This is a genomic window from Parabacteroides sp. 20_3 (assembly GCF_964238835.1).
GTDB classification, from domain to species: Bacteria; Bacteroidota; Bacteroidia; order Bacteroidales; family Tannerellaceae; genus Parabacteroides; species Parabacteroides distasonis.
Map to the genome: position 1 here is coordinate 418,113 of NZ_CAXSNO010000003.1, position 20,697 is coordinate 438,809.

Genomic DNA, 20,697 nt, shown 5'->3' on the forward strand with positions numbered 1-20,697 from the left:
TGAGATAGTATGTCTGAGACAATAACAATTTACTGCAAAAATAATAATACCTACAAGGATGTACCCATTGGTTCTTCGTTGTTGGACATTTATACGGCGGTTGGCGCTCCGCTTCGGTACAGGCCGATGAACGCGCAAGTGAATAATAAGACGGAAAGCTTGAACTTCCGTTGCTGGCAACCGAAGGATATCGAATTTATCGACTATACTCAATTATCCGGATTGAGAACCTATGTCCGCTCGCTTTGCCATATATTTTCCAAGGCGGTGTATGATATTTGGCCGACGGCGACCTTAAATCTGGAACATCCGGTGTCGAAAGGTTACTATTGCGTGATCCATAACGGCAAGAACATCGATCTGGAGACGATCGAGAAGATCAAGAAACGTATGTGGGAGTTGATTGACGCGGATCTTCCTTTCCTCCATAAGAGTGTCCGTACGGTGGATGCCGCCGTATTGTTCAGGGAGCGGGGTATGAATGATAAGGCTCGCTTAATAGAGACGGCGGGATTGCCTTATACCTCTTATTATGAGTTGGAAGGTTATATCAACTTCTTTTATGGCTGTTTAACCCCTTCGACCGGCTATATCCAATTGTTTGACTTGGAATCGTATATGGATGGCGTTTTGCTCCGTATCCCGAAGCAGACCGATCCGATGGAATTGCAGCCTGTCATCAAGCAGGATAAGATGTTCGAGGCTTATAAGGAACACCTTACATTGCAGCGGACTGTCGGCTTAGATAATGTGGGGGATTTGAATTTAGCGATAGAGAAAGGCCGCTCTCAAGATATAATCCTTGTCTCTGAGGCGATGCAGGAAAAACAGGTTGCCAAGATCGCCGAAAAGATCGCCGATGGATATAAAGAGGGCATCCGTATCGTCTTGATCTCCGGCCCTTCTTCTTCGGGAAAGACTACGTTTTGCAAGCGTTTGCAAGTACAATTGACGACTAACCTGCTTCATCCGGTAGGAATTTCCTTGGATGATTATTTCTTGAATCGGGAAGATACACCGAAAGATGAGCATGGCGAGTATGATTTTGAATCTTTGTATGCGCTGGATTTACCTTATTTTAATAAGGATTTGAAGAAGTTGTTATCCGGGGAAGAGATCGAGCTGCCTAGTTTCAACTTTGAGTCTGGCCGAAGGATTTTCAAGGGAAAGAAGTTAAAACTTCGAGAGAACTCGATTTTGGTAATAGAAGGTATTCATGCCTTGAATCCGGAACTGACGGAGTTTATCGATGATAAATATAAATATCGGGTATATGTCTCGGTCTTGACCTCTATCTCTTTGGATAACCATAATTGGATACCGACGACGGACAATCGCCTGCTGCGCCGTATTATCCGGGATTATCGCTTTAGGGGATATTCGGCGGAAGATACGATCAACCGTTGGCCGAGCGTGCGCCGGGGTGAGGATAAATGGATCTTTCCGTATCAGGAGAATGCGGACGCTATGTTTAATAGCGCCATGTTGTATGAGTTGGCCGCTTTGCGGAAATATGCGGAACCGATCCTAGCGCAAGTACCCGAGAGCAATAAAGCGAATGCCGAGGCATATCGTTTGCTTCGTTTCCTTCGCTACTTTAATTATATCCCTACGGAAGAGTTGCCGGGAACTTCCTTGCTCCGTGAATTCTTGGGGGGAGGAAGCTTCAAGTACTAGGTAGAATCAGACTCTATAAAGCCTTTAAAAAAAGACGTACGTGTTTTTCCGAAAACATGTACGTCTTTTTTTGAAAACACGTACGTGTTTTTATGTTACCCCTTTTTGACAAAATGTTTCGGGGCCCGGATTTAAGCTGTTTGTTATTTGGAGGCCGGGCAATGATCCGTCGGGCAAAAGATCATGCACTTGTTTAGAACTATTATAGTTTAATAGCTGTACTGTTAAAACTAAAAACTTATATTTGCATGTTGATAAATAAGAGGGCGGGTGATTGTCCTGCCCTTACAGTGCAATGATTTAGATTATGTTAAAGCAACAGTTACAACAAAAGTTACAGCAAAAGCTATCCCCTCAGCAGATACAGTTGATACGGCTTCTGGAGCTTCCCGCGATCGAGTTGGAAGAACGTGTGAAGCATGAGCTGGAAGATAACCCAGCCTTGGAGGAAGGAAAAGAGCCTGTTGATGATTTTGAACGAACTGAAAGCGAGGAGGGGGGAGAAGAGATCCCTTCTGTTGATACTGAGACCGACCTTTCTTTGGGAGATTATTTAACGGAAGACGATATACCTGATTATAAGCTACGGGAAATGACCGAGCGTGCGGAACGGAAAGAGGATGTCCCCTTCTCCGTAAGCCAATCCTTGAATGAGTTTCTGTTACAGCAGCTCGGGTTAAGGGATTTACCGGATAAGCAAATGAAAATAGCGGAGTATATCATTGGAAATATCGATGATGACGGTTATTTGCGCCGGGACCTTTCGGCGATAGCGGACGATTTGATCTTCCAAGCCGGACAAGAGGTAGATGAGAAGGAGATCGAGTCTATCTTGAATATCATCCAAGATTTTGAGCCTGCCGGGGTAGGTGCCCGTGACTTGAAAGAATGTCTGTTGATCCAGCTGGATAAGAAGGAGAATACTCCGGTTACAAATTTGGCGATTCGTGTTTTGACCGAATATTTCGAGGAGTTCACCCGCAAACATTACGATAAGATCTTACGAGGTCTCGATATCGATGAGGAAACGTTAAAGAAGGTCATTCACGAGATTACTATGTTAAATCCGAAACCCGGAAGTAGTTGGGGTGGTTCTATGGAAGTGGCGATGAGCCAGATCATCCCGGATTTCGTGGTGGAAGCGCATAATGGAGAGCTTATCTTGAGCATGAATAACCGGGGGGTACCGGATATGCGTATCAACCGGGAGTATGCCGAGATGTTTCAGGATTATACGGCGAATAAGGCGAACCAAACCGCTGAGAGGCGGGATGCCGTACAGTTCGTGAAACAAAAGTTGGATTCCGCCCAGTGGTTCATCGACGCTATCAAGCAACGTAATGAGACCTTGCAGCGTACCATGGAGGCGATTATCTATTTACAACGGGACTTTTTCCTGACAGGCGATGAGGCTACCCTCCATCCCATGATCTTGAAAGACGTAGCGGAGCGTGCGGGATATGATATCTCCACTATTTCCCGGGTAAGTAACAGTAAATATGTGCAAACGAATTTCGGTATTTATCCGTTGAAATACTTTTTCTCCGAGTCTATGCAGACCGATACCGGTGAGGAGATCTCGACCCGTGAGGTGAAAAAGATCATGAAAGAACATGTAGATGCCGAAGATAAACGAAAACCGTTGACCGATGAGGAGTTGGCTACGATCCTGAAAAAAAAAGGGTATGTCATCGCCCGGCGTACGGTAGCGAAATACAGGGAGCAACTGGGGATTCCGGTAGCTCGTCTGAGAAAAGAAATATAAAAGCGTATGAAACTATTCTCGAATATAATATCCTTCGTGTTCCATCCGTTGCTTATGGTGACCTATGGGATCGTGTTGGCGTTGATGTTTACATTTCTCGCCATTTACCCGTTACCTGTGAAGCTGCTGATTGCCGGAGGTACCTTTATTTCGACAGCGATAGTTCCCGGGCTTTTCATCTTCTTATTGGTGAAAAATGGCGCGGCCGGCGATATAGAGCTTTCCGACCGGAAGGAGCGGGTGGTTCCTTATCTGATTTTTATCACTTCCATCTTGGTATGTATCTTTTTCCTGTATAAGATGCTGATGCCGTTTTGGTTGTTAGCGATGCTGATCGGGGCTTGCGTAGCCTTGGTAATCGCCTTATGCATCAATTTTGCTTGGAAGATTAGCGCGCATGCCATTGGTATCGGCGGGTTACTGGGCGGTGTTATGGGAGTGGCGCGTATCCATATGATAAATCCCTACTGGGCTTTTATAGTCGTGTTGATCGTGGCTGGTTTATTAGGTACCTCGCGTATCTTTTTAAAAAGGCATACACCAATGCAGGTATATGCGGGGTTTTGTCTGGGATTTATATGTACCTTTGTAGCCTCATTAATGAGTTATATCTATTTATTCATCTAATAAAAACACTAAAATTATGAATTTTCCTGCAGATTTAAAGTACACAAAAGACCATGAGTGGATTCGTGTAGAAGGTGACGTAGCTTATGTTGGTATTACTGATTACGCTCAAGGCGAGCTAGGTGAGATCGTTTATGTAGACATTACGACAGAGGGGGAGACCGTCGCTCAAGAAGAGGTGTTCGGTACGATTGAAGCTGTTAAGACTGTTTCCGATCTTTTCATGCCGGTTAGCGGAGAGGTTTTGGAAGTAAACGCTGAATTGGAAGACGCTCCTGAATTGGTTAATGAAGACGCTTATGGTAAAGGTTGGTTAATCAAGATTTCTCTTACGGACGCTTCTGAGTTGGAGGAACTATTATCCGCTGAAGACTATCAAAAATTAATCGCTAAATAAGAATGACACCTGTTGTAAGTATTATCATGGGTAGTACCTCGGATCTACCCGTTATGGAGAAGGCGGCTAAGTTCTTGGATGAGATGGAGATCCCGTTCGAGATGCATGCTCTATCCGCACACCGTACTCCCGCTGAGGTGGAGGCTTTCGCCAAAGGAGCTAAAGAACGTGGAATCAAGGTTATCATCGCCGCTGCCGGAATGGCCGCTCATCTTTGCGGTGTGATCGCTTCCATGACGACGGTTCCCGTGATCGGCGTGCCTATTAACTCTACGCTGGACGGTATGGATGCCTTGTTGGCTATCGTACAGATGCCTCCGGGAATCCCTGTGGCTACTGTCGGCATCAATGGCGCTTTGAACGCTGGTATCCTTGCGGTGCAGATGCTTGCCGTCGGCGACGAGCAACTTCAGGAGAAGCTATCCGCTTATAAGGAGGATTTGAAGAAGAAAATCGTGAAGGCTAACGAGGAGTTGGCTAAGGTTTCTTTTAAATACAAAACTAATTAATTGAAAGTTGAAAGTTGAGAATTGAAAATTAAGGAGAAAGTCTCTCTTTAGGTTTTCAGTTCTCAACACTCATTCTCAATTTTCAATTCTCAATTTTCAATTAACAATGGCTTACTTTAATTACAACCGCCGTAAATCATCCGTTGCCCAAATCGGTGACACACCCATGGGAGGTGAGAATCCTATCCGTATTCAATCCATGACTAATGTATCAACGATGGATACGGAGGCGGCAGTAGCTCAAGCGATCCGTATGATCGAGGCGGGAGCTGAGTATGTGCGTTTTACGGCACAGGGGGAACGGGAAGCCCGAAACTTGGGCGAGATTCGTAAACAATTGAATGAACAAGGGTATACGACTCCTTTGGTCGCTGATATCCATTTTAATCCTAGAGCGGCTGATGCCGCCGCCGGTGAGGTGGAAAAGGTACGTATCAATCCGGGAAACTATGTAGATAAGGTAAAGACATTCAGCCATCTTGAATATACGGATGAGGAATATGCCGCCGAGATCGAGAAGATCCGTGAGCGGTTCGTCCCTTTCTTGAATATTTGTAAGGCACATGGCACCGCTATTCGTATCGGTGTGAATCATGGCTCGCTCTCCGATCGTATCATGAGCCGTTATGGTGATACGCCCGAGGGGATGGTAGCGAGTTGTATGGAGTTTCTTCGCATTTGCCGGGAGGAGAATTTCCCGGATGTGGTTATTTCGATTAAGGCTTCCAATACCGTTGTCATGGTAAGGACCGTGCGGTTGTTGGTTCGTACGATGGAGGCCGAGAATATGCATTACCCCTTGCACCTTGGGGTAACGGAGGCGGGTGACGGTGAGGACGGGCGTATCAAGAGCGCTGTCGGAATCGGTACGCTTCTATGTGACGGTATCGGTGATACGATCCGGGTTTCCTTGAGTGAGGACCCCGAGGCGGAAATGCCGGTAGCGCGTAAATTGGTGGATTATATTAGGGAACGGGAAAATCATCGTCCTATCGAGGCTTCGATGGCTCCCGGTTTCGATACGGTGGCGACATGCCGTCGTATAAGCCGTGTGGTGGAGGGTATCGGAGGTACTTTCCCGCCAGTCGTGATCTCCGATCGTAGTAGCGGGGATTTTGAGTTTGATTATTTGTCCTTGCCGGACTATATATATATAGGAAAGGAAGATCCGGATAATTTGCCGGATAATTTCCGTTTATTGGTAGACGCTCATTTTTGGAAAGAGCGTCCGAATGCTTTTCCTTGCTTCATCGCCTCGGAAGCGGAGGAGTTAAAGGATTACGATTGTCCGCTTAAGTTTATCCGTCTGACGTATATGGATCTTACGGATCGTATGTTGGAGATCTTGAAAGCGGATAAGACCGTGGTGGTTTTATTAAGTACACATCATCGGAATGGGGTTGGTTCGCAACGTGCGGCTATGCATAAATTGCTGATGGCGGGTTGTGACGTGCCGGTTGTCTTACATCGTGATTTCCGGGAGACGGATGTGGAGTTGTTGCAACTGAAATCCGCCGCCGATTTCGGTACGCTTTTGCTGGATGGTTTCGGGGATGGCTTGATGCTGCACAATGAGGGATGCGAGGCGGTTGTCTCGGATCGCTGTATGTTCGGGATCTTGCAGGCTACAAGAACCCGTATCAGTAAGACGGAATATATCTCTTGTCCGAGTTGCGGACGTACCTTGTACGACCTGCAAACAACGATCGCCCGTATCAAGGAGGCTACTTCCCATTTAAAAGGCTTGAAGATCGGTATCATGGGCTGTATCGTAAACGGCCCCGGCGAGATGGCCGATGCCGACTATGGTTATGTGGGTGCCGGACGTGGACAAATCAGCCTGTATAAAGGTAAGGAATGTGTCCTAAAGAATATCCCCGAGGAAGACGCTGTAGAACGTTTAGTTCAGTTAATAAAAGAGAACGGGGATTGGGTTAATTAGTTAATTCATTACCTTTGTGGAGATCAAGGATTAGAACCTATTAAGAAGTATGACAGTAAATGAATTGAAATATGTATATATAGAGGAAACCATGAGTGCCTTAGGTAATGAGGAGCTTATGGAAGCGATTCTTGATGCTGTAAGAAAAGTAAAAGTAAAGTTTCAAGAAAGACAAGAGGTTTCTGATAGTTTGTTTGGAGATGTACCGGCATTACCTCATTCGATCGCTCAATTGAAAGAAAGTCTAGGGAGGGCTGAAGAGGATCGTGTCGCTGGACGTTTTACCCCGAGCGAGAAAGTCTTTCAAGAGCTAAGAAATGAATATCCGTTCTTATGCAAGTAGTTTGGCTTGATGAGGCTAAGGTGTTGTTTAAGGAAGCGATATCGTTTGGTTTTCTTGCTTTTGGGGAAAAGGCCGTGATTCGTTTTGTGGACGAAGTGCAGAGAACAAATGAGCGGCTGTCTGTTTTCCCTCGTTTAGGTAAGATTGAACCTGCTTTGAGAGGGCTTGAACGAGAGTATCGCAGTTTGGTTGTTCATAAGAATTATAAGGTTATTTATTATATAGATGATGATATGGTCTTTATCGCTTCGTTTTGGAGCACTCGGTGTAATCCGAATAGTCTCCGTTCGGGAATAAAGAAAATAAGATAATATATGAAAGTAAGAATTATCAATAAATCGCATCACCCGCTGCCGGGTTATGCGACTCCTTTATCTGCCGGGATGGATATCCGGGCGAATTTGTCGGAATCGGTTGTGTTGAAACCGTTGGAACGTAAATTAATCCCGACCGGACTTTATATCTCGCTGCCGGAAGGCTATGAGGCCCAGATGCGTCCTCGTAGCGGGCTGGCTTTAAAGCATGGGATAACCCTGCTGAATACGCCGGGTACGATCGATGCCGATTATCGGGGGGAGATCGGTATCATTCTCGTGAATCTATCTTCCGAGCCTTTTACGGTGAATGATGGTGAGCGTATCTGCCAAATGGTTATAGCCGCTCATAGCCATGTGGATTGGGAACTCGTGGAGACGTTGGATGATACGGAGCGGGGAGCCGGGGGATTCGGTCATACCGGAAAAGAATAAGAATAATAAGGTTAACAAGAATAATAGGATGTTTAAGCAACTGATATATCTCATCTCTTTCCTCTCGTTGGTCGCTGTGCTCCCGGCTGGTGCTACAGAAACGGAGAAGGATCAACGTAAATTCGATTACTTCTTTTATGAGGGCTTGAACTTGAAGAACGCCGGGAAATTTGACGCCGCTTATGATGCCTTCAACCATTGCTTGGCGATTGACTCGACGGCGGCTCCGGTCTTGTATGAGCTTTCTTCTTTTTATGTACAGTTGAACCGTCCGGAGAAAGCGGTCGAGATGTTGAAAAGAGCCGTAGCCAACAGCAAGGATAATTTCACGTATAAAATGGCATTGGCGTCTATCACCCGGAATCTGGGTATGTATGGCGAAGCCGCCGAGGAGTACGAGGAACTGGTTCGTGATTATCCGGAGAAGGAGGAGCTGAATTATTATCTGGCCGATGCCTTGACGCAAGCCGGCGAGATCGGGAAGGCGATCGAGGCTTATGACGCATTGGAGTCGGTTATGGGTATGAACGAGGCGATCTCCATGCAGAAATACAAACTGTACGTCCAGTTGGAGAAACCGGAAGAGGCTTTCAAGGAGATCGAGAAGCTAGCGGCTAAATATCCTATGGAGGCCCGTTACCAGATCGTATTGGGCGATCTTCATTTGGAAAACGGGGAGATGGACAAGGCTTTGGCTTGCTATCAAAAAGCGAATGAGATTGATCCGACTGACCCTTATTATATCGTCTCTATGGCCAATTACTACGAGGCGAAAGGGGATAAGGAGGCCGCCGAGCAACAAATCCGTAGCGCTTTGGTAAACGAGAAGCTGGACGTGGAGACGAAAGTGAACATCCTTTCCCGGTATATCTTGAAACTGCAACAAACGAAGCAGGGAACCGAGAACGCAAACCATTTATTCCAAACTCTTTTGGAGCAACATCCGGAGGATATTGACTTAAAGCTGATGTATGGCGGTCTCTTGATGGCCCAAGGAAAGACAGAGGAGGCGAAATTCCAGTTCCAGTTGGTAACCGAGATGGAACCGAGTAACGCCGGGGCTTGGCAGCAATTGCTGAATTTGGCTTTGAAAGGGGAGGATATCCCGGAGGTCATCCGTATCTGTACGGCTTGTATGGAGCTTTTCCCCGAGTCGCCGGAATATTACTTCTATCTGGGTATCGCTTACTACCAACAACAGAAATATCAAGAAGCCTTGAATACCTATTATGCGGGCTTGAATATCATCCCGAAGGAGAACCTGCCGCTGAAATCTGATTTCTACGGCCAGATCGGTGATATTTATTACCAGATGGGGCAATTGGATCAAGCGTATAAAGCGTACGATGAGGCATTGAAGTACAATGACAAGAACGTGGTCGTACTGAACAACTACAGTTACTTCCTTTCCTTGGAGAAGAAAGACTTGAAGAAGGCGGAGCGTATGAGCGCCCAATGTATCAAGCTGGAACCGGACAACGCCACGTATCTGGATACCTACGCTTGGATCTTCTTCGTACAAGGAAACTATACCTTGGCGAAAATCTATATCGAGAGCGCTTTGGAGAAAGATAAGACAAAGAGCGCCGAACTCGTGGATCATTATGGGGACATCCTTTTCATGAACGGTGATAAGGAAAAAGCGGTGGAGCAATGGAAAAAGGCGAAAGAGATGGGGAAGGATTCCGATATCTTGAACCGTAAGATCGCCGAGCAACAATATATAGAAGACGAGAACGCGAAATGAAAAGAGACTATTTCTTGACCTTCCTGTTATGTGGAGGTCTTTTACTTTCGATGTTGACAGGCTGTAAATCGTCCAAGAAAGTCGGGACGGTGGAATCCGCTAGCGTGAAGGCTCATAATGAGTTCTTCCAGTCGGTGGAGGATCAATCCTTCCAGTTCCGTACCTTGACGGCCCGGCTGAACGTGGATCTGGATATCCCCGGTAAGCAAATGAGTTCTCGGGTGGATATGAAGATGGTCAAGGATAGCGCTTTCCAGCTGTCGGTACAGCCATTTCTCGGGATCGAGATCTTCCGTATCGAGTTGAGCCGGGATACGATCAAAGTGGTAGACCGCATGAATAAACGCTATATGATCGAGAATTATTCCAATTTGCAAGGACAGACTCCGATCGAGTTCAACTTCTATAATTTGCAGGCTCTTTTCACGAATCATCTGTTTATCCCGGGGGAGCAAGGCGTTTCCCGTAAGCATTATAATCGGTTTAAGCTGAATCAAGAAGGTCCGGTCGCCGAGATCAAGACGAAGGATGCCATGGGGTTATTCTATACCTTTAAGGCGGACGGCGAGGAGAAACTTCTCTCTACCTATGTAGCGGATCCTTCCGATCGTTATGCCTTGCAATGGCTGTACGAGGATTTTCGCTTGGTGGATCGGCAGCCGTTCCCGATGTTGATGGATGTGCAGGTGTTGAAGAACGGGAATCCCGAGGGTGGGGTGAAGATCCATTACTCCCGTATCCAACTGGACGAGCCGCTCAAGTTGGATTTCTCGGTTCCTTCTAAATATAAGCGTATTACCTTTGCGCAAGTATTGAAAACGATTACGAATCTGAATCAATAATCTATCATGAGGTACGTCTGGATCGTTCTATTGGCATTGTCTTTATCTACCGTGGTTTACGGTCAGAAATCCGCCGCTGTCCGTCAGTTGGAGCAGCAGCGCAAGGAGGCGTTGGCCGATATCGAGGAGACGAATAAATTATTACAGGAGACGGCCCAGACTGCTAAAACTTCCCTGAACCGTTTGAATCTACTTTCCAAACAAATTCTTTCGCGTAAGAAAGTCATCAGTTTATTGAATCAAGAGCTGGATGAGATCGAGAAAGATATCTTGAATATCCAAGGCCAGTTGCGCACCTTAAAACGGGAACTGGGCGATAAGCAGACGAATTACGGTAAATCGATGCGAGGGCTTTATAAACGCCATAGCTCGCAAGATAAATTGTTGTTTATCCTATCCGCCGAGAGTTTCTCTCAATCCATGCGGCGTATGCGGTATTTGCGGGAATATGCGGATTGGCAGAAGCGGCAAGCGAATGACATCGTTGAAAAGCAGGCCGAGATCAGCCGCAAGCAAGCTGAGATGGAGAAGACCCGTGCCGAGAAGCGTGTCCTTTTAGGAACTCGTCAAGAAGAGAGTAAGAAGCTAGAAAGTGAGGAAGCTTCTCAGAAAGAGGAAGTCCAGCTATTGAATAAGAGACAAAAGGATTTGAAGGCGGATCTCCAAAAGAAGCGTCGTCAAGCCGAGGCTTTAAACCGACAGATAGAGAAGCAGATCGCCGAGGAGATCGCCCGTGCCGAGGCCGAGGCGAAAGCCGCCCGTGAACGTGCGGAACGTGAGCGCCGTGCCCGTGAACAAGCTGCCGCTAAGGGTAAACCCGTACCGGAGAGTAAAAACGAGCCGATCCGTGAGGAACGTGTGGCGGATACGAAAGGGGGCTATGCGATGACAAAGGCGGAGAAGCAATTGTCCGATAACTTCGCCAATAACCGGGGACGTTTGCCGTATCCGGTGGCCGGAAGACATACGATCGTCGCTACATTCGGCGAGCAACAGCATCAGGAGTTGAAATATGTTCGTACCAGTAATAGTGGTATCGATATCCAGACCTCACCCGGGGCGGATGCCCGTGCGGTATTCAATGGGGAGGTAACGCGTGTGTTCGTGGTGCCGGGGTATAATAATTCCGTAATCGTTCGTCATGGTAACTACTTGACGGTTTATAGCAATTTGAGTCAGGTATATGTAAAAGCAGGCGACCGGGTCTCTACCCGTCAAGCGATCGGAAGGATCTATTCAGACCCGGAGGACGGTAATTCCACGATCCTCCATTTCCAATTGTGGAAGGAAAAGACGAAGCTGAATCCGCAGCCTTGGTTGGAATAAAAGCGGTTGTGATATGTTAAAACTATGATGGGCATTATAAGGCTGTTACGATGCCTGTTGTAAGGATGCTAGAATGCCCATTGTAACAACCTTATAATGCCTATTGTAATTTTCTCGTTTAACGCTCGTTCAATACGTTGTATAACCCATTCAGATCGTCGGCACCTACCAAGTCTACACCTTCCTTGATGAAGAAGCGTTTGAACTGCTCGGTATCCGGGGCACCCCACCAACGGAATAGTTTTCCCTCATCGTGGACTTTCCGGATGATCTCACGCATCTTCTGTAGTTGGTCGGCGGGCATCTCACCTTCGCCTTTCCATGTGAAGAAATCGGAGTAATTATCGCTTATGACCGGAGCGAGGGAAGCAGGGATGCCCTGTCCCAGATCCTTTATTTGTCCGTCGAGGAAGGTGAAGCGGCTGTTCTCTTTCGGCAGGCTGCTCTTCGGACGGTCACCGGAAAGGAAGAAGAGGACGGCACCTTCTTTATATTCGCCGTTATCGACGGAACAGAAATATTCCTTGTAAGGCTCCATCTGTTTCTTTAATAGCTTGTACATCTCTTCGCCTTGTGCCTTGCAATCCACCATCAGGTAGAAAGGACGGTCGCTATCGGGATAGACCTTACCTCCATTCGCTTGTATGCGGGCCACGAGCGGCTTGAGGTATAGGTTCTCGAAGGTAATGGCCGGGTTGGGTTCCGGGCGGTCATGGGAAACGTATAGCTCGCCATCGATCAGCCACAGATCGGCCTCCACGCAGTTGAAGCGGAAGGACAAGGCGTCCAGCAGAGGTCTCTCCCGCCAGTAATCATTGTGCGAGAAGGCGTTGTAATGAATCGCGGAGGAGGCTTTCTGAATCGTCTGCTCCGTGGTTGTCTCCGCCACTTGAACTGTGTCCGATCCCTTCGGGGAGGAGCAAGCCGTACAGAGGGCGAGGGAGGTGATAAATAAGGATAGAATCTGTTTCATATACTAATTGTTTTTTGAGTCTAGTTGTAGAGACGGTGCGTGCCCCGTCTCTACAACTGGATGTTTGATGGATTTACTGTTTTATATGGTTCGCGTGCCGGGTTTTACGTTAGCCGTCTTCTGTTTGTCGCCCCAAAGGACGGTTAGTTCCAAGGGGACGTCGCTGGTAATTTCTACCTGCGGCTCTTGGGTAGCGGAAGAACGGGCCTTGACTCTGATCGCTACCAGCCCGTCGAGGCCGAAAGGATAACGGTCGATACCATAAGCCTCCGTCAAGTTCACGTCTACGGTCAATTTCTTCTCGTACACATTGGAGCGGATGCCGAAGATTTGCTCGATCAAGCCGGAGATCGGTGCCAGCCCGCCCCAGCCCACGAAATTCGGGCGAGCCATGAAGCCCGGCTCCTCATGCTCCGGAGCGTAGTATTCCCAGAACGTTCCGGTATTCTTATACACCTTCAGGACATTATCATAATGGTTGCGTGCGATCTCGTAAGCCAATTTACGATAGCCTTGTTGCAATAGGCCGGTAATCACCATATAGTTCGCTCCCGGCCATACGCCACCCTGCCAGTAGCGGCCGTTATCCTTGTATTTAGGATGGTTGGCGGCAAGGGAAGGGACGCGGTGCAGGCGGTTGAATGTCTCCTTGTTATCCAGCTCGGCCACGAAAGCGTCCATGCGTTCCTTGGATAGGACATCGGTCAATAAGGCCCAGTACGCGTAGATTCCCTTGGTGGAGGAAAGGCTTCCGTCGGCGTATTGATCGAAAAGGAAATGTTCCTTCTCGTCCCATAGGTTCTCGTTGATATACTTCTTTAGCATCTTCTGCTCGTCCTCGAACTCCTCGATCTCCTGCCAACGCTCCAGATAGAAACCCATCTCAAGCAGATGCCCGGCGGTGAAGTATTGTTGCAAGCAAACGTCCAGCCAGATCATATGGCCGTGGCTGTATATCGGGTTGTATTTCGGTTCCACCCGGGGCATGTTGTCCATGCCGGTACCCCAACCGCTGGTCCAATACGTACCGTTGCGCCACGTATGGTTTAGCTTCAACCATTTATAATAAGCGCAAAGGGCGGGGAATATCTTGTGTAGGCGGTCTATATCGCCGAACTGCTTATAATAGACGATCTCGCTCCAAGGGAGGATATTCGGTCCGGTGCTGGTCGGATCGTAACGCTCGAAACAGTCCGCTCCGTCCGCCTTGATCTCCCGGCAGATGAAACCGTCCGGATGTTGTTTGGCGTAGAAATTATCTAACGTACGTTGGAAGGGGAAGAAGCGGGTACCGAAACGGGCGAACATCATCATGAAGGCGGAGTCCCACATGAAGATATTGCCGTTGTAGGCGACATCGAGGTAGCTGCATACGAAACCGGAATCCGGTTCCGGGGCCTTGATGTTGCCGATGCCGATTTGCCAAGCTTTCCAGTACATCTCGATTTCCTTCTCGTGTCCGCTCCAAGTCGGGTCCGGGAGGATTTGCTTGGCCTCCTCGAAGGTTCCGGGCGTGATGGTCTCCGGTTTCGCCGTCCGGAACTCGTTCTCGGTCACGAAGGGTTCCTTCAGGTAGGTGTTCTTGTAAGGAAGATTGTACTTGGGTCGTTTCTCTTCCATTTTCTCTTGCGCTAAAAGGTTCCCGGCGGGAACGGAGGCCGCGCCTGCCGCGAGAAGGGATTGCTTTAAGAAGTTTCGTCTTGTTGTCATTCTTTATGATATTTTTATTGGGGGAGAGAGGGAGAAGGCGCGCCTCAGTCGGTGAACACGGTCCTCCCGGTCGGGTACCGTAGTACTGCTAGTCAAGTACTGCTGTCCTCTCAGCCAAAGTACTGCGGTACTTGGGCAGGGGTACTGCGGTACCCGACCGGGAGGATTGCGGTACTTGACTAGCGGGATAGCGGCCTGTTATACTCTCCATCGGATGAATACTGTTTGATTATAGATTCAGGAGCTTTTTGATCTTCCAGAAGATATCCGTATTCTCGAAGATACCCGTGAAGTTCTCGGCGCCCGGGCCGAAAGCGTAAACGGGAACCATGACACCGCTGTGGCTACCGGTGGAGAATTTACAGACGATACGGCCCTCGTTCAGATCCCCGTCCACCAAGGTAAGGCCACCGGTCTCGTGATCGGCAGTTACGACAACCAATGTCTCACCGTCTTGGGCGGCCCATTCGAAGATACGTCCGATCGTACGGTCGAAATCATGTGTCTCTTGCATCAACAGGTCGATATCGTTGAAATGTCCGTAATCATCCAATTGGGAGCCCTCTACCATCAGGAAGAAACCTTCCGGGTTTTGTCCCAGCAGATCGATCGCTTTCATCGAGGCACGAGCCAAGAGATCGCCTCGCTCGGCGGGAAGCGGGGTATCTACGGTATCGGTAACGCAGAATACCTTGCCTTTTTGAATTTTCGCCAGTTCCTCCCAGCTACGGGGAGTCTGGTAACCTTTCTCCCTTAATTCCTTGAACAAATCACGTCCGTCTGCACGGTTCTCGAATAGCTTGGAGCCGCCGCCGAATACGTAATCGACGCCACAGTTCACGTAATCCGCTACGATCTCGGCCTCGGCGTCGCGATCCGTATTGTGGCAGCAGAAGTCGGCGGGCGTAGCGTCCCATAGGCGACAGGTAACGGCGATGCCGCTTGACAGGCCTTTCTTGTTCGCCAAGGTAGCCAGAGATTCCAAGGGTTTGCCTGCCGGGTCTACGCCTACCATATGGTAGTTCGTTTTATGGCCGGTGGCCAGTGCGGTACCTCCGGCTCCGGAGTCGGTGATGAGGCGGTTGGCGCAATAGGTTTTCGAGAGGCCGGTGTATTGGGAGTTGTCCAGCCAGAGCTTGCCCCGGTTGGCGGTCCAAGCGGAATACATGTGCATAAGGCTCATGCCGTCGCCGATCATGAGGATCACGTTCTTTATTTTCTTTCCGGTAGGGGGGACTAGTTTCTTGACCTCGTAAGGTTTCTCTAGTACATACGTTTGTTCTTTGTCTCGGCGACTTTGTGCCGCGGCCTCCGGAACGATCATGCCGGATAGCAGGATGGCTAAGGAGGATAGCACGGATAGAGTTGTTCTTCTCATATGATTCAGTATTTAATATTATCAATTTATATAAAGGTTCTCTGTTGGGATCGCGTCTAGTTTGGACATGCTTGGCGTACGCCAGCTCCAGCCTAGGTACTCACCCTCGTAATCCTCGAAATAATGCAAGGCGAAGGGGTGGTAGCCTTTTTGTAAGGGGATGCGTCCCGTCGCTTCGATAGCGGCGTGGGAGGCATCATTGTCCACTACCTTTTCTTTGCCGATATAGAGGACGCTACCGTCATCCGAGCGGGTACTGAACTCATAGACTCCATCTTCCGGGGCGTATATATATCCGGTGAAGATATAACCGAAATGATCCGGCAATTTAGCGTTCAGGATAGAAGGCTCAGGTATTGTTCCGGTCTCGACTACCTTCGCCTTTTGTAGATCGGCTACCCATTGGAACTCTCCTTCGTAATAAGTATAAGCTACCCCATGCTTCGTAGGCTGTATGGATAATGCGGGGCGTAATACGGCTTTTGTGGCTTGGATCGAGTACGTACGGCTGGGTACGAATCCCTTTTTATATCCTTTGGCCTTGATAATCGTGGTCTCTTTTAAGACGAATGGCTCGCTGTATACGGGAGCGTTCTCATCCGGTTCCGATCCGTCAAGCGTGTAATGGATAACCGCCTCGGGTGTCGTGGATTTTAGTTCCGCCGTAATCTCACCTTCAAACAAATCCAGATCATTCGCTATGTAAGGGATAGAGACGGTAGGTTGCTCCGTATAGGAATAGGGAGCGTACTCGGGAGCGGTTCCCCAACGCTTGTCCGGTGTTGCCGAGAGCGTAAAGTCCAGTGTGCCTCCTTGCATCAACTGGTCGTAGGTGATGTAGCAATGCGATATCTCCTCGCCGTTTAAGGTAACCTTCGTGATATACTTGTTCTTATCCGGCTGGTTGGCGGTAATGACCAATGTCTTGCCATTGCCCAGCTTCATGTTCGCCTTATCGAACAACGGGGTCGTTAGGATAAACTGGTTGCTACCCGGACATACGGAGTAGAAGCCGAGGCTGCTCAAGATATACCAAGCGGACATCTGGCCGCAATCCTCATTGCCGATGATGCCTTCCGGCGTGGGCTGGTACATCTCGTCCAGCAAGCGACGGGTCCATTCCTGTGTCTTCCAGGGCTGGCCCACATAGCTATATAGGTAAGCCATGTGATGGCTAGGCTCGTTGCCATGCGCGTATTGACCGACCAATCCGGTAACGTCTACCAGATCGCCGACTACCTCGGAGGTAACCATAAATAAGCTATCCAGATCAGCGATGAACGCCTCCCGGCCTCCGGACAACTGGGTCAATCCATATACGTCATGCGGGGTAAAGAAACGATATTGCCAGGCCGTAGCCTCCGTATAGGAACGTCCGATGGCGAATGGATCGAAAGGAGTCTCCCAATTCCCATCCTGCCGTTTGCCCCGGAAGAACCGGGTACTACCGTCGAATACGTTGATAAAATTCTGGGAGCGCTTGATGAAGGTCTCATAATCATCCATATGTCCTAAAGCTTTCGCCATTTGTGCGATACACCAATCATCGTAGGCAAATTCCAATAGGCAGGAAACCGATTCTTTCTTGATATTCGTCGGGATGAAGCCTTCCTTTATATAATAATCCGCTCCTTTCTTATTCTTCTCCGCTGAGATCTTCATCGCTTCGAGAGCGTGTTCCGCGTCATATCCGCGAATACCTTTTAAATAAGCGTCCGCTATAATCGATGTGGAGTGATAACCGATCATGGTCCCGGTCTCGCCCGCCGATAAGGGCCATAACGGAAGCTCGCCGCTGGCGTCGTACATATCCAAGAGAGACTGTACCATATCATTCACCAAGGTAGTATCCAACAGAGTCATCATCGGATGCCAGGCCCGAAAGGTGTCCCAAGTGGAGAAGGTGGAGAATTGGCGGCGACCTGCCGGGATCGTCGCTACGCTCATGTCGTGACGGCGGTATTGTCCGTTCACGTCGCTCGCTATATTCGGGATGATCTTGCTATGGTATAGCGCCGTATAGAAATTCGTGCGCTCGGCTTCGGTGCCTCCTTCTACCGTGATAACGTCCAGCTCTTTTTCCCAATCGGAGCGTGTCGCTTGATGGATGGCATCGAAATCAAAGCCATAGGAATCCGTCTCTTGCTCAAGGTTCAGACGGGCGTTCTCCTCATTTACGATCGATACCCCGACTTTGCAGACGATGGGTTTTCCGGTAGTCGTATCGAAGGTAAGTACGGCTTGCCGTTCGGAAGGCTGTTCCATGGAAGAGAAGGGTTGCGAGAACTGCGCTACAAAGAAGACATATTGATTGTCTACCCAGCCCCGGGTACGCCGCATACCGGTAAGCTCGTTATCCCCGGTTCGCTTCACCCAGCCCTCGTACATATATTCGTTATCCAATAAATGGTCCATATCGACCACCAACGTAGCCTCTGTCTCTTTTTTATAGGTATATCGGTGTATCCCGACATGCGGGGTCGTGGTAAGTTCCGCTAATACACCTGCCTCCTTGAGATTCACCGAGTAGTAGCCCGGGGAAGCCTTCTCGTCCGAGTGCGAGAACACTAAAGGTGTCTGGAGAGACGGGCGGAATAGGATATCGCCTAGGTCGATACATCCCGTACCGCTTAAATGGGTATGGGAGAAACCCATTAAGGTAGAATCGCTGTAATGATAGCCAGAACAAGCGTCCCAGTTACCTTTCCGGGTGTCTGGGCTTAGTTGGACCGCTCCGTAAGGAGCCGTGGCCCCGGGATACGTGTGTCCGTGAAATCCCGTGCCGATAAACGGATTCACGGAATCGATGGGGGATTGTGGAGCTTGGCTACAGGCCGTGAATAAGGCTATTATTCCTGTACACAAGCAAGAAGAAAGCGTTTGAATTAATCTCATGGTATATTTTTTGTTTAATATATAGTATACAATAGGCAAAGGTAAGCTACCTATTTGAGATATGCGTTTTTACCCGGTAGAAAATAACATGGGCTGTTTCATTTTCTGAGACAGCCCGTAATGAATCTTATTCGTACCTTGATCGGTTTAAAGGAGCCGGTTAATATCCCTCGTTCTGCTTCAATTGACCATTCGATTTAGTAATCTCTTCACTTGGATACGGGAATACCATCATATGCGCTTGATAGGCGTTTTTGTTGGTGTAATCTTCATAACCAATAATCGTGAACGCGGATTCCGGATTCGCCCGGTCTTCATATCTGCGGATACGTGGATGTGCGTTCAACTCTTTATCGGCCAATGTCTTTATGTCGGTATTGGAAGAACGGTTCCAACGCTTTAAGTCGAATAGATGATCTGTAAACTCAAAAGCCAATTCACAACGGCGTTCGTGATATATATCCTTCATCGTGGCGGTGCCGGCAAGCGGTGTCAAGTTGGAGCGTAGGCGGATACGGTTGATGTCTGCGGTTGCTTTATCGGCTTGACCTGTCATTAAATATGCCTCGGCACGGAACAATAACATTTCTGCGAAACGGATGATCGGGAAATTGACACGGACCGTAGGCCAGTCTCCGTTAGCACTCACGGCTCCTTCACCTACAGGGTCTGAGTATTTGAAAGCGTCCATGTATTTATTGATCATGAAACCAGCTTCAAGGTCGGAGGTAGACCAGAATTTGCGTGTCTCGCCGAAGAACGGGAACTCTTGGTTGTATTCCAAGATTGAGCGTACTAAACGGTCATTACCTTTACCATCTTTCGCCATTTCTTCGTAGATGTCGTAAGAGGGCTTCATCTGCCCCCAACCATTATATTTGCCCCATCCTTTGTTCTCAAGGATAATGCCCGGGAATTCGGTACCGCCCGGTAGTGCGCCGCCGATACTCGGAATAGTCCAGAGATATTCGGCATTCCAATAATCTTTCAAGTCAGACGAGAATAGTTCCGCGAATGTAGGAGCTAGATCTCGATTGTAGTTGTTCTCCAATTGATTGACCATCTCGATGACGTTGTTCCATTGGGTAGCATCCCAAGTAGCCCAGTAAGCATAAGTTTTCGCTTTGAACGCCACGGCAGCAGCCTGATGTGCCCGGCCCCGGTTGTCGGCGTCATAGGATTCGAAGTTTGGAAGGTAGGCGATTGCCTTGTCCATATCTTCGATGATCAGTTTATAATTGTCCATAACGGTAGCTTGCTGAGGCGGTATGGAGTTGTCGTAATCGTCGGGGAAGTCCTCGTAACGTACGAAAGGTACTCCTTGTTTATCCGTACCGTACCGATAAGCGATCAGATAATGTGCCCAGCCGCGACTGAAGTAAGCTTCGCCCAAGCTGCGTTTCTCGACGGCGGTCAGCGTCGTTCCCTTTTCTTTCTTCACTAATTCTTGGATGATCCAATTCGCACGGGACATAGTAGAATACATACGGCTGAATACATCTCTTAGAGGAGATTCATCACCAGTATAGGCTAAGGTCGCCAAAGAGTTATAACCGCGTGTACGTCCCCAAACAATGTCGCATGCGGCTCCCTGTTCCCAGAATAATTCACGGCCGTAACAACCCTCTTGATGGAATCTTTCATATAATCCGTCAATGGCATCAATGGCCTGTTGATCATTCAAGAAATAGGAGGTTGTAGTTGCGTTTCCTTCCGGCTGAACGTCGAGGAAGTCGCTACAAGAACTACAAACCAATGCGGATAATGCTAATACTGTAATATATCTTTTCATTTTGATCCTTTGTTAATATGAATAT

General features: G+C 48.4%; 17 protein-coding genes. 12 read left to right on the forward strand and 5 right to left on the reverse strand.

The window, feature by feature from the left end:
- Positions 1–9: 9 nt before the first annotated feature.
- The 12 genes from ACESPU_RS08505 to ACESPU_RS08560 all read left to right on the forward strand — a co-directional run bounded on the left by ACESPU_RS08505 (position 10) and on the right by ACESPU_RS08560 (position 11,924).
- Positions 10–1,677, forward strand: a complete 1,668-nt coding sequence (locus ACESPU_RS08505) for a nucleoside kinase (RefSeq protein ID WP_373133274.1) — start codon at positions 10–12, stop codon at positions 1,675–1,677.
- A gap of 307 nt (positions 1,678–1,984) precedes the next feature.
- Positions 1,985–3,442 (forward strand): RNA polymerase factor sigma-54, encoded by a 1,458-nt coding sequence (gene rpoN / locus ACESPU_RS08510; protein WP_373133275.1) that lies wholly within the window; start codon positions 1,985–1,987, stop codon positions 3,440–3,442.
- 6 nt (positions 3,443–3,448) lie between these two features.
- Positions 3,449–4,069, forward strand: a complete 621-nt coding sequence (locus tag ACESPU_RS08515) for a hypothetical protein (protein WP_005863464.1) — start codon at positions 3,449–3,451, stop codon at positions 4,067–4,069.
- A gap of 16 nt (positions 4,070–4,085) precedes the next feature.
- Positions 4,086–4,466, forward strand: coding sequence for a glycine cleavage system protein GcvH (gcvH, locus tag ACESPU_RS08520; RefSeq protein WP_005863462.1), 381 nt, complete (start codon positions 4,086–4,088; stop codon positions 4,464–4,466).
- 2 nt (positions 4,467–4,468) lie between these two features.
- A complete protein-coding gene (gene purE / locus ACESPU_RS08525) occupies positions 4,469–4,975 on the forward strand; it encodes a 5-(carboxyamino)imidazole ribonucleotide mutase (protein WP_373133276.1) in 507 nt (168 codons plus the stop codon).
- Positions 4,976–5,081: 106 nt separating this feature from the next.
- Entirely contained in the window at positions 5,082–6,917 is a 1,836-nt protein-coding gene (locus ACESPU_RS08530) for a 4-hydroxy-3-methylbut-2-en-1-yl diphosphate synthase (protein ID WP_373133277.1), read from the forward strand.
- A 49-nt stretch (positions 6,918–6,966) separates the two neighbouring features.
- A complete protein-coding gene (locus ACESPU_RS08535; protein ID WP_005863458.1) occupies positions 6,967–7,260 on the forward strand; it encodes a hypothetical protein in 294 nt (97 codons plus the stop codon).
- Positions 7,251–7,571: a type II toxin-antitoxin system RelE/ParE family toxin gene (locus ACESPU_RS08540; protein WP_044545172.1), complete on the forward strand. Its 321-nt coding sequence runs from the start codon at positions 7,251–7,253 to the stop codon at positions 7,569–7,571. The genes ACESPU_RS08535 and ACESPU_RS08540 overlap by 10 nt, the downstream gene beginning before the upstream one ends.
- 3 nt (positions 7,572–7,574) lie before the next feature.
- On the forward strand, positions 7,575–8,009 hold the full coding sequence (gene dut / locus ACESPU_RS08545; protein WP_022192384.1) for a dUTP diphosphatase: 435 nt from the start codon (positions 7,575–7,577) through the stop codon (positions 8,007–8,009).
- Between the two features lie 28 nt (positions 8,010–8,037).
- Positions 8,038–9,756 carry a tetratricopeptide repeat protein gene (locus ACESPU_RS08550; RefSeq protein WP_217773606.1) on the forward strand — a complete coding sequence of 573 codons (1,719 nt, stop codon included), beginning with the start codon at positions 8,038–8,040 and terminating at the stop codon, positions 9,754–9,756.
- Entirely contained in the window at positions 9,753–10,598 is an 846-nt protein-coding gene (locus ACESPU_RS08555) for a DUF4292 domain-containing protein (protein ID WP_005860032.1), read from the forward strand. The genes ACESPU_RS08550 and ACESPU_RS08555 overlap by 4 nt, the downstream gene beginning before the upstream one ends.
- 6 nt (positions 10,599–10,604) lie before the next feature.
- A complete protein-coding gene (locus ACESPU_RS08560; RefSeq protein ID WP_158532722.1) occupies positions 10,605–11,924 on the forward strand; it encodes a murein hydrolase activator EnvC in 1,320 nt (439 codons plus the stop codon).
- 118 nt (positions 11,925–12,042) lie between these two features.
- Here ACESPU_RS08560 and ACESPU_RS08565 read toward each other — a convergent pair whose 3' ends face one another.
- The 5 genes from ACESPU_RS08565 to ACESPU_RS08585 all read right to left on the reverse strand — a co-directional run bounded on the left by ACESPU_RS08565 (position 12,043) and on the right by ACESPU_RS08585 (position 20,672).
- The gene (locus ACESPU_RS08565; RefSeq protein WP_158532721.1) at positions 12,043–12,897 is read right to left on the reverse strand and encodes a phosphatidylinositol-specific phospholipase C/glycerophosphodiester phosphodiesterase family protein; all 855 of its coding nucleotides are present in this window, start codon (positions 12,895–12,897) and stop codon (positions 12,043–12,045) included.
- An 81-nt stretch (positions 12,898–12,978) separates the two neighbouring features.
- Positions 12,979–14,607, reverse strand: coding sequence for a trehalase family glycosidase (locus ACESPU_RS08570; RefSeq protein ID WP_227713670.1), 1,629 nt, complete (start codon positions 14,605–14,607; stop codon positions 12,979–12,981).
- 229 nt (positions 14,608–14,836) lie between these two features.
- Positions 14,837–15,985, reverse strand: a complete 1,149-nt coding sequence (locus ACESPU_RS08575; RefSeq protein ID WP_121960697.1) for an alkaline phosphatase — start codon at positions 15,983–15,985, stop codon at positions 14,837–14,839.
- 21 nt (positions 15,986–16,006) lie between these two features.
- Positions 16,007–18,880: a GH92 family glycosyl hydrolase gene (locus tag ACESPU_RS08580; protein ID WP_048927010.1), complete on the reverse strand. Its 2,874-nt coding sequence runs from the start codon at positions 18,878–18,880 to the stop codon at positions 16,007–16,009.
- 160 nt (positions 18,881–19,040) lie between these two features.
- Complete coding sequence (locus tag ACESPU_RS08585; RefSeq protein ID WP_048927011.1) at positions 19,041–20,672, reverse strand: RagB/SusD family nutrient uptake outer membrane protein; 1,632 nt, start codon at positions 20,670–20,672, stop codon at positions 19,041–19,043.
- Positions 20,673–20,697: the final 25 nt, after the last annotated feature.

What these genes read in the sequence shown, in the direction of transcription:
- ACESPU_RS08515 (WP_005863464.1), top strand. Translation starts at nt 3,449, where the DNA reads ATGAAACTATTCTCGAATATAATATCCTTCGTGTTCCATCCGTTGCTT.
- ACESPU_RS08565 (WP_158532721.1), bottom strand. Translation starts at nt 12,897, where the DNA reads ATGAAACAGATTCTATCCTTATTTATCACCTCCCTCGCCCTCTGTACG.
- ACESPU_RS08555 (WP_005860032.1), top strand. Translation starts at nt 9,753, where the DNA reads ATGAAAAGAGACTATTTCTTGACCTTCCTGTTATGTGGAGGTCTTTTA.
- ACESPU_RS08505 (WP_373133274.1), top strand. Translation starts at nt 10, where the DNA reads ATGTCTGAGACAATAACAATTTACTGCAAAAATAATAATACCTACAAG.
- ACESPU_RS08580 (WP_048927010.1), bottom strand. Translation starts at nt 18,880, where the DNA reads ATGAGATTAATTCAAACGCTTTCTTCTTGCTTGTGTACAGGAATAATA.
- purE (WP_373133276.1), top strand. Translation starts at nt 4,469, where the DNA reads ATGACACCTGTTGTAAGTATTATCATGGGTAGTACCTCGGATCTACCC.
- ACESPU_RS08540 (WP_044545172.1), top strand. Translation starts at nt 7,251, where the DNA reads ATGCAAGTAGTTTGGCTTGATGAGGCTAAGGTGTTGTTTAAGGAAGCG.
- ACESPU_RS08570 (WP_227713670.1), bottom strand. Translation starts at nt 14,607, where the DNA reads ATGACAACAAGACGAAACTTCTTAAAGCAATCCCTTCTCGCGGCAGGC.
- rpoN (WP_373133275.1), top strand. Translation starts at nt 1,985, where the DNA reads ATGTTAAAGCAACAGTTACAACAAAAGTTACAGCAAAAGCTATCCCCT.
- gcvH (WP_005863462.1), top strand. Translation starts at nt 4,086, where the DNA reads ATGAATTTTCCTGCAGATTTAAAGTACACAAAAGACCATGAGTGGATT.
- dut (WP_022192384.1), top strand. Translation starts at nt 7,575, where the DNA reads ATGAAAGTAAGAATTATCAATAAATCGCATCACCCGCTGCCGGGTTAT.
- ACESPU_RS08530 (WP_373133277.1), top strand. Translation starts at nt 5,082, where the DNA reads ATGGCTTACTTTAATTACAACCGCCGTAAATCATCCGTTGCCCAAATC.
- ACESPU_RS08535 (WP_005863458.1), top strand. Translation starts at nt 6,967, where the DNA reads ATGACAGTAAATGAATTGAAATATGTATATATAGAGGAAACCATGAGT.
- ACESPU_RS08550 (WP_217773606.1), top strand. Translation starts at nt 8,038, where the DNA reads ATGTTTAAGCAACTGATATATCTCATCTCTTTCCTCTCGTTGGTCGCT.
- ACESPU_RS08575 (WP_121960697.1), bottom strand. Translation starts at nt 15,985, where the DNA reads ATGAGAAGAACAACTCTATCCGTGCTATCCTCCTTAGCCATCCTGCTA.
- ACESPU_RS08585 (WP_048927011.1), bottom strand. Translation starts at nt 20,672, where the DNA reads ATGAAAAGATATATTACAGTATTAGCATTATCCGCATTGGTTTGTAGT.
- ACESPU_RS08560 (WP_158532722.1), top strand. Translation starts at nt 10,605, where the DNA reads ATGAGGTACGTCTGGATCGTTCTATTGGCATTGTCTTTATCTACCGTG.